Annotated in this window: 8 protein-coding genes; 5 read left to right on the top strand and 3 right to left on the bottom strand. The window is 67.9% G+C overall.

The features are described 5' to 3' along the window. Nucleotides 1-220 precede the first annotated feature (220 nt). On the top strand, nt 221-637 hold the full coding sequence (locus tag CSC78_RS09815; RefSeq protein WP_162337733.1) for a thiol-disulfide oxidoreductase DCC family protein: 417 nt from the start codon (nt 221-223) through the stop codon (nt 635-637). 103 nt (nt 638-740) lie between these two features. Here the strand turns inward: CSC78_RS09815 and CSC78_RS09820 are convergent, their stop codons facing one another. Next, nucleotides 741-3,161: a TonB-dependent receptor plug domain-containing protein gene (locus tag CSC78_RS09820; protein WP_162337734.1), complete on the bottom strand. Its 2,421-nt coding sequence runs from the start codon at nt 3,159-3,161 to the stop codon at nt 741-743. Between the two features lie 177 nt (nt 3,162-3,338). Here CSC78_RS09820 and CSC78_RS09825 point away from each other — a divergent pair, with 177 nt between their 5' ends. The 4 genes from CSC78_RS09825 (at nt 3,339) to CSC78_RS09840 (ending at nt 10,812) form a co-directional block, all read left to right on the top strand. Further along, complete coding sequence (locus tag CSC78_RS09825; RefSeq protein ID WP_162337735.1) at nt 3,339-3,812, top strand: DUF3574 domain-containing protein; 474 nt, start codon at nt 3,339-3,341, stop codon at nt 3,810-3,812. Between the two features lie 240 nt (nt 3,813-4,052). Next, nucleotides 4,053-5,636, top strand: a complete 1,584-nt coding sequence (locus CSC78_RS09830; protein ID WP_162337736.1) for a SulP family inorganic anion transporter — start codon at nt 4,053-4,055, stop codon at nt 5,634-5,636. 162 nt (nt 5,637-5,798) lie between these two features. Then, nucleotides 5,799-8,399: an ATP-dependent chaperone ClpB gene (gene clpB, locus CSC78_RS09835; RefSeq protein WP_162337737.1), complete on the top strand. Its 2,601-nt coding sequence runs from the start codon at nt 5,799-5,801 to the stop codon at nt 8,397-8,399. 133 nt (nt 8,400-8,532) lie between these two features. After that, nucleotides 8,533-10,812, top strand: coding sequence for an EAL domain-containing protein (locus CSC78_RS09840; RefSeq protein WP_162337738.1), 2,280 nt, complete (start codon nt 8,533-8,535; stop codon nt 10,810-10,812). Nucleotides 10,813-10,820: 8 nt separating this feature from the next. On the opposite strand, the gene ybaL is transcribed toward CSC78_RS09840, so the two are convergent. Together ybaL and CSC78_RS09850 are read right to left on the bottom strand one after the other, a co-directional pair. Next, nucleotides 10,821-12,509 carry a YbaL family putative K(+) efflux transporter gene (gene ybaL / locus CSC78_RS09845; protein WP_162337739.1) on the bottom strand — a complete coding sequence of 563 codons (1,689 nt, stop codon included), beginning with the start codon at nt 12,507-12,509 and terminating at the stop codon, nt 10,821-10,823. 170 nt (nt 12,510-12,679) lie between these two features. After that, nucleotides 12,680-15,115 carry a TonB-dependent receptor plug domain-containing protein gene (locus tag CSC78_RS09850; protein WP_162337740.1) on the bottom strand — a complete coding sequence of 812 codons (2,436 nt, stop codon included), beginning with the start codon at nt 15,113-15,115 and terminating at the stop codon, nt 12,680-12,682. Nucleotides 15,116-15,197 lie beyond the last annotated feature (82 nt).

Genomic DNA, 15,197 nt, shown 5'->3' on the forward strand with positions numbered 1-15,197 from the left:
TTTCGCGTGGTCGAGGGATGTATAAAAGGAGAGTGGGTGCAAGGTGCGGATGGGGGGCGTTTCTTGTTGTCGACGGGGGGGGGGGGGCGTCAGTGCATCGCGCGTTGCGCCTGTGCGGTGGCGCGAGGGGGGGCAGGCTCCGTTCGCCCCTCACCCGCCGTTGGCACCCTCTCCCCGCACGCGGGGAGAGGGGAATCATCCTGTCTGATGGAGAGGTTGCGTGACGACAAGGGATTCGTCCAGTCCGCGAGTGCCGGTCATCGTCTTCGATGGCATCTGCGTGCTGTGCAACGGCTGGGTGCGGTTTCTGCTCAAGCACGACCGTGCCGGACGCTATCGCTTCGCCGCCATGCAGTCGGCGTCGGGACGCGCGCTGCTGGCGACGCACGGTCTGGACCCCGACGATCCGGCCTCGTTCCTGCTCGTCGATGGCGACAACGCATGGACCGACAACGATGCGATCGGTCGCGTGCTGACCGGGTTGGGTGGCATGTGGCGGCTTGCCGGCGTTATCGCGTGGGTGCCACGTGCCGTGCGTGATCCGCTGTACCGCTGGATCGCGCGCAACCGCTATCGCCTGTTCGGCACCACGGCCTGCCACGTGCCGACGGACGAGCAACGCGCGCGCTTCCTGTAGCGTGCACAGTCCGCACGATGCGCGGTGTATGGATGCCGCTGTCGTGCGCATGGCGCACGCTACTCCGTCATCCCGGCGCGGGCCGGGATGACGGTCGGGTCGATCAGAACGTGTAGCGCAGCCGGGTGTAGTAGTACGCGCCGTTGCTGCCGATGGGCGACAGCACGTCATAGGGCAGGTTGCCGAAGTACGAGATGTCCGCGCTCGACAGGTCCGGATATTCGTCGGTCAGGTTGAGGCCGCCGAGCGCCACGCTCCACTTCGGCGAGAAGCGGTACTCCACTTCAGCGTCCAGCTGCCACTCGGCGCCATAGGTCTGCTCCGGCTCGAAGCCGCCGCCGAAGTTGAACACGCGCTTGGCGCTGCCGTGGCGGGTGACGCGTCCCAGCAGCGACCAGGCCGTGCTGTCCCAGCTGGCGGTGAAGATGCCGCGCGTGCGCGGTGCCGCATCGGTCAGGGTGTTGCTTTCCTCCACGCCGAACAGCACGTAGTCCGGATCGATGGCGAGCAGTTCGGCCGGCGTGGTGGCGATGTTCTTCAGCTCGGTCTTCGCATAACTGTAGGCGCCGGTCAGCAGCAGGTTGCCGTCGCCGAGTGGCTGGCGCCAGTTGGCGACCAGCTCGGCGCCCTCGGTGCGGGTGTCGGCGGCGTTGATGAAGAAGTTGGCGCTCTGCACGCCCGGCACGCCGAAGTTGTCCAGCACGAAATCGGTCAGCGCGTCGCCGCTGATGCGTTCGGTGATCGCCACGCGGTCATCGATGTCGATGCGGAACACGTCCAGCGACACGTCGAAGTGCTCACCGATGCGGCTGGTGAAGCCGAGGCTGAGGTTCAGCGTCTTTTCCGGGTCCAGGTCCTGCGCGCCCAACGCCCGCGCGATGGGATTGTTGACCGACAGCAGGCGGCCCTGGGTCAGCTGGCCGGACGCGTCGTAGCCGGTCGACGTCGACTCGAAGCCGATCTGGCTCAGCGACGGGGCGCGGAAGTTGTTGGACACCGAACCGCGCAGCGCGAACGCCGGCGCGAATTCGTAGCGCGCGGCGACCTTGCCGGTCAGTTCGCCGCCGAAGTCGTCGTAGTGCTCGTAGCGCGCGGCGAGGTCAGTGGTGAACTTCTCGCCCCACTGGCTGCTGAGACTGGCGTAGACGCTGGACACATCGCGGTCCAGGTCGGCGGTGTCCTGCGGCGTCAGCCCGCCGCCGGCCTGCGAGCCGGTCGGTCGGTCGGTGAACGGCCCGGCGGCGTACGAAGCCGGATCGCCGGCGCCGGTCTCGAAGGTCTCGTGGCGGAATTCGATACCGGTGGCGAACGTATGCGCGCCGAACACGCGGCTCAGATCGAGGTTCGCCAGCGTCTGCGTGCCCTGGTAATCGCCGGTCTTGAAGCGCGTCGGGCTGGTCGGGCCGAGCGAGGCATTGAGCGAGTTGCGCAGGCGGTAGGTGAACTCGTTGCGGCCGTGATTGAGGCTGGCGTCGTAGTCCCATTCGCCCCACTGGCCGCGCACACCGGCCACGCCGGCCACGTCGAGGTTCTCGCCTTCGGAGATCGGGCGATAGCCGTTCGGATAGACCTGCTTCCAGTTCGCCACGCCATCGGGGTAGCGGAAGTAGTTGGCGCCTTCGGTATCGCTCTGGTGATACGTGCCGAACGCGTAGAACTCCGCCGCGTCGCCCAGCGGCACCGCCGCGTTGAGCCAGGCGTTGATGGCCTTCGAGCTGCCGTCGCCGAGCACGTAGTTGCGCTGGCCGGCCAGGGCCAGGTTGTCCGGCGTCTGTTCCTCGAAGAACGGGATCTGGTCGAAGCCGGCGCGGTTGGTCGCGTCGCGCTGCTTGTACTCCAGGCCCAGCCGGAAGAAGCCGTCCTGGCCGATGCGGTCGCCCACCTGCGCGCTGAAGAAGCCGCTCTGCCCGTCGGTGACGGTCCGGCCGATCGGCTCGACGTCGGTGTGGTGCGCGCCATAGCTGGCTTCGAACGCACCGCCTTCCGGCGCGTCGTTGAGGATCACGTTGATCACCCCGGCCACCGCATCGGAGCCGTACTGGGCGCCGGCGCCGTCGCGCAGCACCTCGATGCGCTTGATCGCGCTGACCGGAATGGCGTTGAAGTCCACCGGCGTGTTGCCCTTGCCGATCTTGCTGTCGGTGTTGACCAGCGCGCTGCTGTGGCGGCGCTTGCCGTTGACCAGCACCAGTACCTGGTTGGGGCTGAGGCCGCGCAGCTGGGCGGCGCGGATGTGGTCGGCACCGCCGGAGTTGGACTGGCGCGGGAAGTTCAGCGACGGCAACAGCGCCTGCAGCGCGCTGCCCAGTTCACCGTTGAGCACGCCGGCCTTGCGGATGTCCTCGGCCGTCAGCACGTCGATCGGCGAGGTGGATTCCAGCGCCGTGCGATCGCTCGCGCGGGTACCGGTGACGATGACGGCATCCAGGTCGGTCGCGCCGGCGGGCGCGGTCTGGGCGAAGGCGGGCAGGGCAAGCGCCAGGGTGATGGCGGCGGCCAGGGGAGCAAGAACAGCGTGGGGCATGGGGGGCTCGCAGGACAGGAAGAACGGACAAAGTCTATCGCTTTATTGCGATGAAGCGATATATTAACCGCCCCTGCAGCCTGCCTGTCATCGCCGCTTCCCATCTCCTTATGCTCTCCGGTCATAAGGCAACCCGACGCCGGTAACGCATGCTGCCCGTCCCCCGTGAGGTTTCCCATGTCGCATCGTGCCGTCTGGCTGCTCGTCCTTCTCGCCCTCGCCGGGTGCGCATCCGCCCCGCCGCAGGCCACGCCGTCGGCGACCACCGCCGCGCTGGAAGGCGACGCCCTGCGTCCGGCCAGCGCCACCGGTTGGGTGCGCAGCGAGCTGTATTTCGGCGTGGGCGAGGAGACCGGTCCTGCAGACCGCCCGCAGGCGGAGCCGATCACCGACGCGACCTGGCGCGCGTTCCTCGACAAGGAGGTGACCTCGCGCTTCCCGGATGGCCTCACGGTGTTCGACGCCTACGGCCAGTGGCTGTTCCGCGGCGCGAAGGAGCCGAACCGCCTGAAGACCAAGGTGCTGGTGGTGCTGCACGAGGACACCCCGCAACGCCGTGCCGACATCGAGGCGATCCGCCTGGCATGGAAGCAAGCCACCGGGCACCAGTCGGTGCTGTGGTCGCGGCACGCCGTGGACGTGTCGTTCTGAAGCGAGCTGCTCCTTCCTCCGCTGGCGGGGGAAGGGCGGGATGGGGGCGAGCGCATGCGCGTTGATGGTCAGTGTGGATCAGCCGCGCCGGATGCATGGGACGCAACCCGCGATGCTGCGTCCTGCGGACAGCGTGATCGGCTCCGTCGCCCCCACCCCAACCCTCCCCCGTAAACGGGGGAGGGGGCTTATCCTGTTTCACTCCAGTTCCGTCTTTTCCCCTTCTTTTTCCTCCCCCCTATGACCGCATCGGCTTCTCCCGTGCGCCGCTGGTTCGTCCCCGGCGACCTCAACGGTTTCTTCGGCCTGGTGGTGGACAACCTGTCCATCCTCGGCTTCATTGCCGCCGCGCTGATCGGCATCTTCCAGTTCCCGGCCGAGGTGGTGTTCACCCGCATGTTCCCCGGCACCGCGCTGGGGGTGCTGGTCGGCAACCTGATCTACACGTGGATGGCGCACCGGCTGGCGGCGAAGACCGGCCGCGACGACGTCACCGCGATGCCGCTGGGGCTCGATGCGCCCACCAGCATCGGCATGGCGCTGCTGGTGCTGGGTCCGGCGTTCATCGGCTTCAAGCAGGCCGGCATGGACGAACAGGCCGCGGCCACCGCGACGTGGCAGCTCGGCATGGCGTCGCTGGTGGTGATGGGCGTGCTGAAGCTGGTGCTGTCGTTCTTCGGCGATGCGGTCACGCGGGCGGTGCCGCGCGCCGGCCTGCTCGGCTCCATCGGCGGCGCGGCGCTGACGCTGCTCGGCTTCCTGCCGCTGATCGAAACGCTGCGCCAGCCCATCGTCGGCTTCGTGACCTTCGGCCTGCTGCTGTACGTGCTGGTGGCGAAGGGCAAGCTGCCGGTGAAGATCCCCGGCGTGCTGCTGGCCTTCATCGTCGGCACCGCGCTGTACTACGCGCTCGGCCTGTCGGGCCTCGGCGCGCCCGGCTTCAAGGTGCCGGATGCGGTGCCGCTGGCGGTGACGCTGCCGCTGCCCACACTGGGCTGGCTGGACGGCCTGGCCTACACCGTGCCCTACCTGCCGCTGCTGCTGCCGTTCGGCCTGCTGATGGTGGTCGGCGGCATCAATGTCAGCGAGAGCGCACGCGCAGCCGGCGACGACTACCGCACGCGCGACGTGCTGCTGGCCGAAGCGGTGTCCACCCTGGTCGCCGGTTTCTGCGGCGGCGTCGCGCAGACCACGCCCTACATCGGCCAGCCCGCCTACAAGCACATGGGCGCGCGCAAGGGTTACACGCTGCTGACGGGCATTTTCATCGGCCTCGGTGGTGTGCTCGGCTACGTGTCGGGCCTGGTGCAGTGGCTGCCGGTCGCGGTGCTGGCGCCGATCATCGTCTACGTCGGCCTGGACATCACCGTGCAGGCGTTCACCGAAACGCCGCGCAAGCACGCCATCGCCGTGGCGCTCGGCTTCCTGCCGTCGGTCGCCTATCTGCTGACGATCAAGTTCGGCAATCCGGCGTGGATCGCCCCCGACCGTTTCGCCGGCCTGTACGAAGGCGTCGACGGCCACGGCCTGCCGGACCTGGCCACCATCGTCACCCTGGGCAACGGCTTCATCATCACCGCGATGATCTGGACCACCGCGCTGGTGGCGATGATCGACGGACGCAATGGACGTGCCGTCGGCGCGCTGCTGGTCGGTGCGGTGCTGACGCTGTTCGGCGTCATCCACTCGGTCGATCCGCGCGGCGGCATCTACCTGCCGTGGGATGAGGAGGGGCTGCGCGCGACCATCCTGTGGCAGTTCGCCGGGGCGTATGCCGCGCTGGCGGTGTTGCTGGGTTTGTTGTCCCTGCAGAAGAAGCCGTAGGGCGGGCCTTGGCCCGCCGTCTCCGGTACATGCGCGGATGGTGGGCCAAGGCCCACCCTGCGTGAATCCGGGTCTCAACAGCTCTTGAAACACCGGCGCTTAACCGCATCTGGGTAGCATCGGCCGGGTTCGCCGGCCCCTGACTCCCTTGAGGTTCTCCCGATGCGGATGGACAAACTGACCTCGCGTTTCCAGCATGCGCTGGCCGACGCGCAATCGCTGGCCGTGGGCCGCGACCACACCATGATCGAACCCGTCCACGTGCTGGCCGCGCTGCTCGAGCAGCAGGGCGGCAGCTCGCGGCCATTGCTGGCGCAGGCCGGCGTCAACGTGCCCGTGCTGCGTGAACGATTGACGGAGGCGCTGGACAAGCTGCCCAAGGTCACCGGCCAGGCCGGCAACCTGTCCATCGGCAACGACCTGTCGCGCCTGCTCAACGTCACCGACAAGCTGGCGCAGGACGCGGGCGACACCTATATCGCCAGCGAGTGGTTCCTGCTGGCCGCGCTGGACGACAGCGGCGCCGCCGGCCAGGAACTGAAGGCCAGTGGCGCCGACAAGCAGAAGCTGCGTGCCGCCATCGACCGCCTGCGCGGCGGCGAGAAGGTGCAGTCCGAGAATGCCGAGGACCAGCGCCAGGCGCTGGAGAAGTACACCATCGACCTGACCGCGCGCGCCGAAAGCGGCAAGCTCGACCCGGTGATCGGCCGCGACGAGGAAATCCGCCGCACCATCCAGGTCCTGCAGCGCCGCACCAAGAACAACCCGGTGCTGATCGGCGAGCCCGGCGTCGGCAAGACCGCCATCGTCGAGGGCCTCGCCCAGCGCATCGTCAACGGCGAAGTGCCGGAAGGCCTGCGCGGCAAGCGCGTGCTGTCGCTGGACATGGGCGCGCTGATCGCCGGCGCCAAGTTCCGTGGCGAGTTCGAGGAGCGCCTGAAGGGCGTGCTGAACGATCTGGCGAAGAACGAGGGCCAGATCATCCTCTTCATCGACGAACTTCACACCATGGTCGGCGCGGGCAAGGCCGAAGGCTCGATGGACGCCGGCAACATGCTGAAGCCGGCGCTCGCGCGTGGCGAACTGCACTGCATCGGCGCGACCACGCTGGACGAGTACCGCAAATACGTCGAGAAGGATGCCGCGCTGGAGCGTCGCTTCCAGAAGGTGTTCGTGGGCGAGCCCAGCGTCGAGGACACCATCGCCATCCTGCGCGGGCTCAAGGAAAAGTACGCCGTGCACCATGGCGTCGAGATCACCGACCCCGCCATCGTCGCCGCCGCGCAGCTGAGCCACCGCTACATCGCCGACCGCCAGCTGCCCGACAAGGCCATCGACCTGATGGACGAGGCCGCCAGCCGCATCCGCATGGAGATCGACTCCAAGCCGGAAGAGATGGACCGCATGGAGCGTCGGCTGATCCAGCTGAAGATCCAGCGCGAGGCACTGAAGAAGGAAAAGGACGCGCAGTCGAAGCAGCGCCTGGCCGATCTCGAGACCGAGATCGAAGCGCTGCAGCGCGAGTTCAACGATCTGGAAGAGATCTGGAAGGCCGAGAAGGCCACGCTGACCGGCGCGACGAAGATCAAGGAGCAGATCGAGCGGGTGAAGCTGGAACTGGAAGCCGCGCAGCGCAAGCAGGACTACGCGCGCATGAGCGAGCTGCAGTACGGCCAGCTGCCGGAACTGGAGAAGCAGCTGTCCGCCGCGCAGGAAGCCGAGCAGAAGGGTTTCCGCCTGTTGCAGGACAAGGTCACCGACGAGGAGATCGCCGAGGTCGTCAGCCGCTGGACCGGCATCCCGGTCAGCAAGATGCTGGAGGGCGAGCGCGAGAAGCTGCTGCAGATGGAGCGGTCGCTGCGTGGTCGCGTCATCGGCCAGGAAGAGGCGATCAAGGTGGTGTCCGACGCGGTCCGTCGTTCGCGCGCCGGCATTTCCGATCCCGACCGTCCGAGCGGCTCGTTCCTGTTCCTCGGCCCGACCGGCGTCGGCAAGACCGAGCTGTGTAAGGCGCTGGCCGAATTCCTGTTCGACAGCAGCGACGCCATGATCCGCATCGACATGAGCGAGTTCATGGAGAAGCACGCGGTCAGCCGGCTGGTCGGCGCGCCTCCGGGCTATGTCGGCTACGAGGAGGGCGGTTACCTGACCGAGGCGGTGCGCCGCCGCCCGTACAGCGTGATCCTGCTGGACGAGGTGGAGAAGGCACACCCGGACGTGTTCAACATCCTGCTGCAGGTGTTGGACGACGGTCGCCTGACCGACGGCCAGGGGCGCACGGTGGACTTCCGCAATACGGTCATCGTGATGACGTCCAACCTCGGGTCCAGCCTGATCCAGGACATGTCCGACGGTGATGGCGCGGCCGACAGTCCGGAGCGCTACACGCAGATGAAGGCCGCGGTGATGGGCGTGGTGCAGGCGCACTTCCGCCCGGAGTTCATCAACCGGCTGGACGACATCGTCGTGTTCCATCCACTGGACAAGGCCCAGATCCGCGAGATCGCCCGCATCCAGACGCGTTACCTGGCCAAGCGCCTGGCCGAGCGGCAGATCGTGCTGGAGCTGGATGATTCAGCGCTGATGCTGCTGGGCAACACCGGCTTCGACCCGGTGTACGGCGCGCGTCCGCTGAAGCGCGCGATCCAGGCCCAGCTGGAGAATCCGCTGGCGCAGAAGATCCTGTCGGGCGCATTCGGTGCGGGCGATACGGTACGCGTGCGTGCGGAGGGCGGGCAGCTGGTCTTCGACGTCACGCGCTGACCGGCGGTCGGCGCGGCGTGTCCTGCTTTCGTCCGCCATCGCGTGGTAGTACGTTATGGGGCGGCCTGACGTAGGGGGCCGCGTCGTATCGTCTCCGCGCTGGCGGAGGGTGCAAAGGGGCAAGGACGGACCGATGGCCGATCATGCAGGGCAACCGGTGCGTGGCCTGGGCGCGAGCATGCAGGTGCTCGTGCTCGGTGGCCTGTGCCTGCTGCTCCAGCAGGTGCCGATCCGCTACCGCATCGATTTCTTCGGCGAGATCGCCGACGCCTCGTTGATCCACCTGCACACCGGCATGCTGCTCGCCATCGCCATGCTGGTCCGCGACCGCCGCGTCGTGGCGGGCTGCTTCGCGCTGACGTTCGTCGGCTGGACGCTCCGCCAGCTTTACCTGTTCGACAACGGGCAACCCACCTGGATGCTGGGATGGGGTGCCGTGACGTATCTGCTGCAGTTCGCCTGGACCCTGGCGTGCGTGCGCTGGATGGGCTGGCCGCGCCATGCGGGCGCGCGCATGCAGCGCAGCGACCTGGTGCGGTTCGCGGCGATCGGCCTGCTGCTGTTCCCGCTGGTGATGGCGTTGCTGGGGCTCAGCATCGTGCTGCTGTCGTCGCCGGCGGACGCGTTGAGCGCGGCCTTCCAGATGTTCTTCGCCAAGCAGTTCGGCGTGGTGGTCGTGACCCTGCCGCTGGTGATCGGCTGGCTGGAGCGCAGCGAGCGGGCGCCGCGGTCCGGCGCCGGGACGCACTGGCTGTGGCCGGTGGCGCTGGGCGTGGGGCTGGCGGTCAGCCTGTGGGCGGGCGTGCAGGTGCGCCACGCGTTCAATGGCTTCACCACGCTGTTGTCCGGGCCTGTGCTGATGGATTACCGGTTCGCGGTGCTGGTCGTGCTGGCGTGGTGCATGCTGAGGCTGCCGCCGCGCTGGGCCATGCTGTCGCTGGCGCTGACCCTGCTGCTGCTGGTCGGCATGGTGGCCGGCACGGCCGAGTACGCCAACACGCCCGTGGGCTTCTTCAACCTGCTGCACATCGCGTTGGAGATGAACATCCTGCTGCTGGCGATGCTCTACCTGTGGCTGACCAACCGCGACCGGTCCGCGCTGGCCGAACAGTTGTCGGAAGAGACGCTGCGCGACCAGGTGACGGGGCTGCCGAACCTCAAGGCCTTGCGGGAGCGCACGGGCCGCCCGATGCCGCGCGCCGAACTGGGCTATCTGCTGCTCGACCAGACCGACACGCTGGTCGCCGGCTTCGGCCTGGACACGCAGGCGCAGGCCATGAACGCGACGGCGCGCCGCCTGGACGACCTGGTCGAGACCTATTACGTGGGCACCGGCCAGTTCGCGCTGCTGCCGCGCCCGGGGCGCGACGCCGACCTGTGGGAGCGGGTGATGGCGCGGGTGGAGCACGCCGAGATCGATGTCGGTGGCGAACCGATCCGCCTGCTGCCCTATCTGGGGGTGGCCGCGTTCAATGGCACGCATCCCAGCGTGATCGACGGGGCCGTGCTGGCGGCGTCGCACCTGGCGTTCGAAGCCCGCCAGCACGGCGAGCTGCGGCCGCGCTACAGCGAGGTCGGCGATACGCAGGTACGCCGCACCCACCGTCGCCAGTTGCACGACGCCACCGAGGCCCTGGCCAGCCTGCGCAGCGAGCGCGTGGCCTTGTACTTCCAGCCGATCCGCGACCTCACTGCCGACATGGGGGCCAGCGGCGAACCCCGCATGCTGTCCGGCGAGGTGCTCTGCCGCCTGCTGGACGAGCGGGGCGACATCATGTCGCCCGCGCGCTTCATGGCGCCGCTCGAGGCGGCGGGGCGCGGCGCCGAGCTCGACCTGGCGGTCATGCGCGCCTTGTTCCGGCTGCTGAGGAAGTCGCCCGAGGCGTTGCCCTACTGCCGCGAGATCGCGATCAACCTCACCGGCCAGAGCCTGGCGTCGATGAGCTTCCAGGTCGAACTGCGCACGCTGCTGGCCGGGTCGCCGCTGCCGATGAGCGCGCTGTGCTTCGAGGTCACCGAGACCGCTGCCATCTCCAACACGGCGGCCGCCAGCCACCTGCTCACCGACCTGCGCGCGCTGGGCTGCCACATCGCCATCGACGACTTCGGTACCGGCATGCAGAGCTTCGCGCGCCTGCGCGAGCTGCCCGTGGACGTGATCAAGATCGACGGCTCGTTCGTGCGCAACGTCGCCCAGCTCGGCAAGGACTATGCCGTCGTGCAGGCCTCGGTCGCGGTGGCCAAGGCCTTCGGCGCGACCACCGTGGCCGAGTTCGTCGAGGACGAGGACACCGAGTTCTGCCTGCGGCGCCTCGGCGTGCATCGCGTGCAGGGTTACCTCTATGGCGCCCCGCGCCCGCTGGCCGAGGTGCTGGCGGACGTGGCGGCCGAAGCGCAGGCCGCGCGCGACTGAGCCCGGGCTCAGACCGTCGCGCGTTGCCGGCGGTACGGAGGCGTGGACATCACCATTTCCGCCAGCGAGAACGCCAGCTCGCGTTCGGCCAGCACCGCGCCGTCGGCGCCGTGTTCCAGCAGGTGCTTCACTTCGCCCTCGCTGTGCGCGCGCGCCAGCAGGGTCAGCGAGGGATTGAGCGCGCGCAGCTTCGCGAGCGTCTCGCCGGCTTCGAGCGGTTGCGGGATGGCCAGCACGGCGATCTTGGCGCGCTCCGGATGGGCCTCCGCGAGCACGCGGTCGGCCGCCGCGCTGCCGCGGATGGCCGGAATGCCGGCGTCGTGCGCGCGAGCCACATGGTCGCCGTTGTCGTCGATCACGATGAGCGGCACGCCGCGGTCGCGCAGCACGCGCGCCAGTTCGCTGCCCACCCGGCCGTAGCCGATGATGATGGCGTGGTCGGTGACGTCCAGCGACGGGCCGGGCGGTACGTCCGGCTCGGCCGGCACGGGCGCCAGGGCTTCCTGCTTCTTCTGCCAGCGGTCCAGCCAGGTGAACAGGAATGGATTGGCGATGATCGACAGCAGCGAGCCGGCCAGGATCAGGTCGCGTCCTTCCGGCGGCAGGATCTTCAGCGCCACGCCGAGCGCGGCCAGGATGAAGGAGAACTCGCCGATCTGCGCCAGGCTGACGGAGATCGTCAGCGCCGTGCCGGTCGGGTGCTTGAACGCCTTGACGATGTAGTACGCCGCCACCGACTTGCCCAGCACGATGATGCCGAACGTGGCCAGCACCTGCCACGGATGCGCGACCAGGATGGCGGGATTGAACAGCATGCCCACCGACACGAAGAACAGCACCGCGAACGCGTCGCGCAGCGGCAGCGAATCGTTGGCGGCCTTGTGGCTCAGCTCGGATTCGTTGAGCAGCATGCCGGCGAAGAACGCGCCCAGCGCGAACGACACGCCGAACATCATCGCCGAGCCGAACGCCACGCCCAGCGCGATGGCCAGCACCGACAGGGTGAACAGCTCGCGCGAACCGGTGGCGGCGATCTTCTCCAGCGTCCACGGGATGACGCGGCGTCCGACCAGCAGCATGAAGGCGACGAAGGCGCCCAGCTTGATGAAGGTCCAGGCGATCTCCACCACGAAGCGGCCGAACGTCGCCGGCTCGCCGCCGTTGTCCGGGCCGAACGTGGACGCCAGCACCGGCAGCATCACCAGCGCCAGCACCATCACCAGGTCTTCCACGATCAGCCAGCCCACCGCGATGCGCCCGCGCGTGGTCTCCAGCAGGCGACGCTCTTCCATCGCACGCAGCAGCACCACTGTGCTGGCCACCGACAGCGCCAGGCCGAACACGAAACCGTTGAGCGGCGTCCAACCCATGCCCCAGGCCAGTGCCCAGCCCAGGCCGGTGGCGACCGCGATCTGCACGATGGCGCCGGGAATGGCGATCGCCTTCACTTCCAGCAGGTCTTCCAGCGAGAAATGCAGGCCCACGCCGAACATCAGCAGCATCACGCCGAGTTCGGACAGCTGGGTGGCGAGTTCCTGGTCGGCGACGAAGCCGGGCGTAAACGGGCCGACGAAGATGCCTGCAACCAGATAACCGACCAGCGGCGAGAACCGCAGCTTGTGGGCGACCGCGCCCAGCACGAAGGCCAGGGCAAGGCCCACCGCGATGATGTTGATCAGGTCGGTGTCATGATGCATCGATCGGCAGTGTTCCTCGGCATAGGGGTCGAGTGTCGCCGATGCGAGCGCCCTGCGGCAAACGAAAACTGACCGCGGGTGCACGCGCGCTCGTGCGCACCTCGCTGCGCGCAAACGGAAACGCCCCGCGCGGGGCGGGGCGTTCCGGATGGATCAGGCGATGACGCCCATCACCACTTGTAGGCGATGCGCCCGTAGACATACGCGCCGTTGAAGCCGGCTGGCGAATAATTGCTGTAGGGGAGCATGCCGGAGGTCGAGTTGGCGAAGATGCTGCGGTCCGGATACGAGTCCAGCAGATTGTCCGCGCCAAGGGTCAATGTCCACTGCGTGGTTGGCTTGTAGCTGGCCGAGGCATCGAGGATCCATTGGTCGTCGAAGGTCTGGTCGTTGGCGGCGCCGCTGGAGGGGCGGTTGGTGAAGCTGCCATAGCGCGTGGCAGCCAGTGCGAAGGCCCAATGCCCAGTTTTCCAGGTGGCACCGAGAATGGCCTTGTCCTTGGGATACCCCTCCTCGATGCGGCCGATCTCATCACGGCCTATGCGCGAGGGCGACAGCGCGGCAAAAGTGGCCCATGCGGCTGGGTCGGCGGCGATCGAGGTGATCTCGGTCTCGCTGTAGCCGTAACTCGCGGTCAGCTCCAGCGAACTAGCGGCAAAGGGAACGGTGTAGCTGGCGACCACATCTACACCGCGGGTACGGGTATCGACGGCATTGGTGAAGTAGTTGAACGACGTCACGCCGTTGATGCCTAGGCCTGCAAGCAGTGCCTGCGCTGCATTAGCCGCGGCGAGCCTGGACGGACTGCCGGCGTTGGCTGCGGCGGTCGGGTCGATGTTCAGCGGCGAGGACAGCACTATGCGATCGTCGATCTTGATCTGATAGGCGTCTACCGTCACGTACAACCGTTCGCTGGGTTGCAGAACCAGGCCAAGGCTGTAGGACGTGGATTCTTCCTGCGTCAACGCCTCGGCACCGAGCGCGGCGGCCGCGGCGCTGGTCGCCGGGAAGGTGCCGCGCTGCGTGAACACGCCACTGCTATCCACCGAGCTGGTGATGACCTGGTAATTCTGCTGGGCCAGCGAAGGCGCGCGAAAGCCGGTGGACGCAGTGGCGCGAACGGCCAGCGTGTCCGTGAAGGCATAGCGTGCCGACAGCTTCCCAGTGACCGCATCGCCAAAGTCGGAGTAATCCTCGTAGCGCCCTGCGATGCCGGCGGAGAATCTATCGGTGACGTCGGCTTCCAAGGCCACGTAGGCCGCGTAGTTGTCGCGATCCGAATGCACAGCGTTCTCGGCGGTAAAGCCGCCGAAGCCCTGAGCGCCCCCGCCGGTGTACGAATTCAGTTCGCCCGGCGACTGGTTCCACTTCTCCTGCCGGTATTCCGCGCCGAACGACAGTGTCGCCGGATAGGCCAGTCCGATCTCCAGTGGCTTGCTGACGTCGGCATTCAACACGTTCTGGGTGTACTCCAGCGCGCCGTCGTAAAAGCGTCGCGGGCTGCTCGTACCCAGGCTGTAGTTGATGCTGTTCTGGGTGTAGAACTTGAGGTGGTTGTAGCCGTAGTTGTAGCTGACGTCCCACTTCCAGCCGCTCTCGGTGTCGCCCTTGATGCCTGCGACCAGCGAACGGTCCTGCGACAGCTGGTTGATCTCGGGCACGTAGCCGTCCGGGTAGACCTGGGCCAGCAGCGCGCCCTGGCTGCTGTGGTTGCGCGAGCGATAGAAGGCGAAGGACACGATGTCGCGATTGCTGGCGATCGCGGTGGCGTACGCGCTGACGTTGTCGCTGAAGTCGAAACCGGCATTGGCCGAGACGGCGCCGGCATCGACCTGGGGATCGCCGTAGACGAAGGCGACCTGGCCCACCGCGGGATTGTTACCGGTGTTCGGTGCCGTGCCCTGGTACGGGCCGGCGCGGTTGGTTTCGTCCTGCTGGGTCAGCTGCCCGGCGACATGGACGAAGCCGCGGCCGTCGCCGAACGACACGCCGGTATCGCCGGAGAGTTGTGTATTGCCGCCGTCACCGGCGGAGTAGCCGCCCACGTCGACCGCCAGGCTGCCGCCCTTGCCGGCGCCCTTGAGCACGATGTTGACCACGCCGGCGATGGCGTCGGAACCGTACTGCGCGGATGCGCCGTCGCGCAGCACTTCCACGCGCTCGATGGCCGACACCGGGATCGCGTTGAGGTCCACCGCCGACGAGCCGCGGCCGATGCTGCCGTTGACGTTGACCAGCGCCGAGATGTGGCGGCGCTTGCCGTTGACCAGGATCAGCACCTGGTCGGGCGACAGGCCGCGCAGCTGCGCCGGGCGCACGCCGCTGGTGCCGTCGGTGACGGCGGGACGCGGGAAATTCAGCGAGGGCAGCGCGCGGGCCAGCGCCGTGGCCAGCTCGGTGGTGCCGGTCGACTGCAGGACTTCCGGCGTGATGATGTCGATGGGCGACTGCGATTCGGCCACCGTACGGTCGGAGACGCGGGTGCCGGTGACGATCAGGGTATCGAGCGTGCGGGCCTCGGCGGGGGCCGACTCCTGCGCGAACGTGGCGGGGGCGACCAGGGCCAGGCTGATGGCGAGGGTCAGGGGGGACAGCGTACGGGTCATGGGGGAAGCTCCGGGAAGGACAGCGAAGTACGACTTCAAGTGGATCAGGGCTTGCAAAGTTTCCTTTGAAACCATGGACTTA

The sequence above is a fragment of the Pseudoxanthomonas japonensis genome (assembly GCF_010093445.1).
GTDB classification, from domain to species: Bacteria; Pseudomonadota; Gammaproteobacteria; order Xanthomonadales; family Xanthomonadaceae; genus Pseudoxanthomonas_A; species Pseudoxanthomonas_A japonensis.

What these genes read in the sequence shown, in the direction of transcription:
- CSC78_RS09840 (WP_162337738.1), top strand. Translation starts at nt 8,533, where the DNA reads ATGGCCGATCATGCAGGGCAACCGGTGCGTGGCCTGGGCGCGAGCATG.
- CSC78_RS09820 (WP_162337734.1), bottom strand. Translation starts at nt 3,161, where the DNA reads ATGCCCCACGCTGTTCTTGCTCCCCTGGCCGCCGCCATCACCCTGGCG.
- CSC78_RS09850 (WP_162337740.1), bottom strand. Translation starts at nt 15,115, where the DNA reads ATGACCCGTACGCTGTCCCCCCTGACCCTCGCCATCAGCCTGGCCCTG.
- CSC78_RS09830 (WP_162337736.1), top strand. Translation starts at nt 4,053, where the DNA reads ATGACCGCATCGGCTTCTCCCGTGCGCCGCTGGTTCGTCCCCGGCGAC.
- clpB (WP_162337737.1), top strand. Translation starts at nt 5,799, where the DNA reads ATGCGGATGGACAAACTGACCTCGCGTTTCCAGCATGCGCTGGCCGAC.
- CSC78_RS09825 (WP_162337735.1), top strand. Translation starts at nt 3,339, where the DNA reads ATGTCGCATCGTGCCGTCTGGCTGCTCGTCCTTCTCGCCCTCGCCGGG.
- ybaL (WP_162337739.1), bottom strand. Translation starts at nt 12,509, where the DNA reads ATGCATCATGACACCGACCTGATCAACATCATCGCGGTGGGCCTTGCC.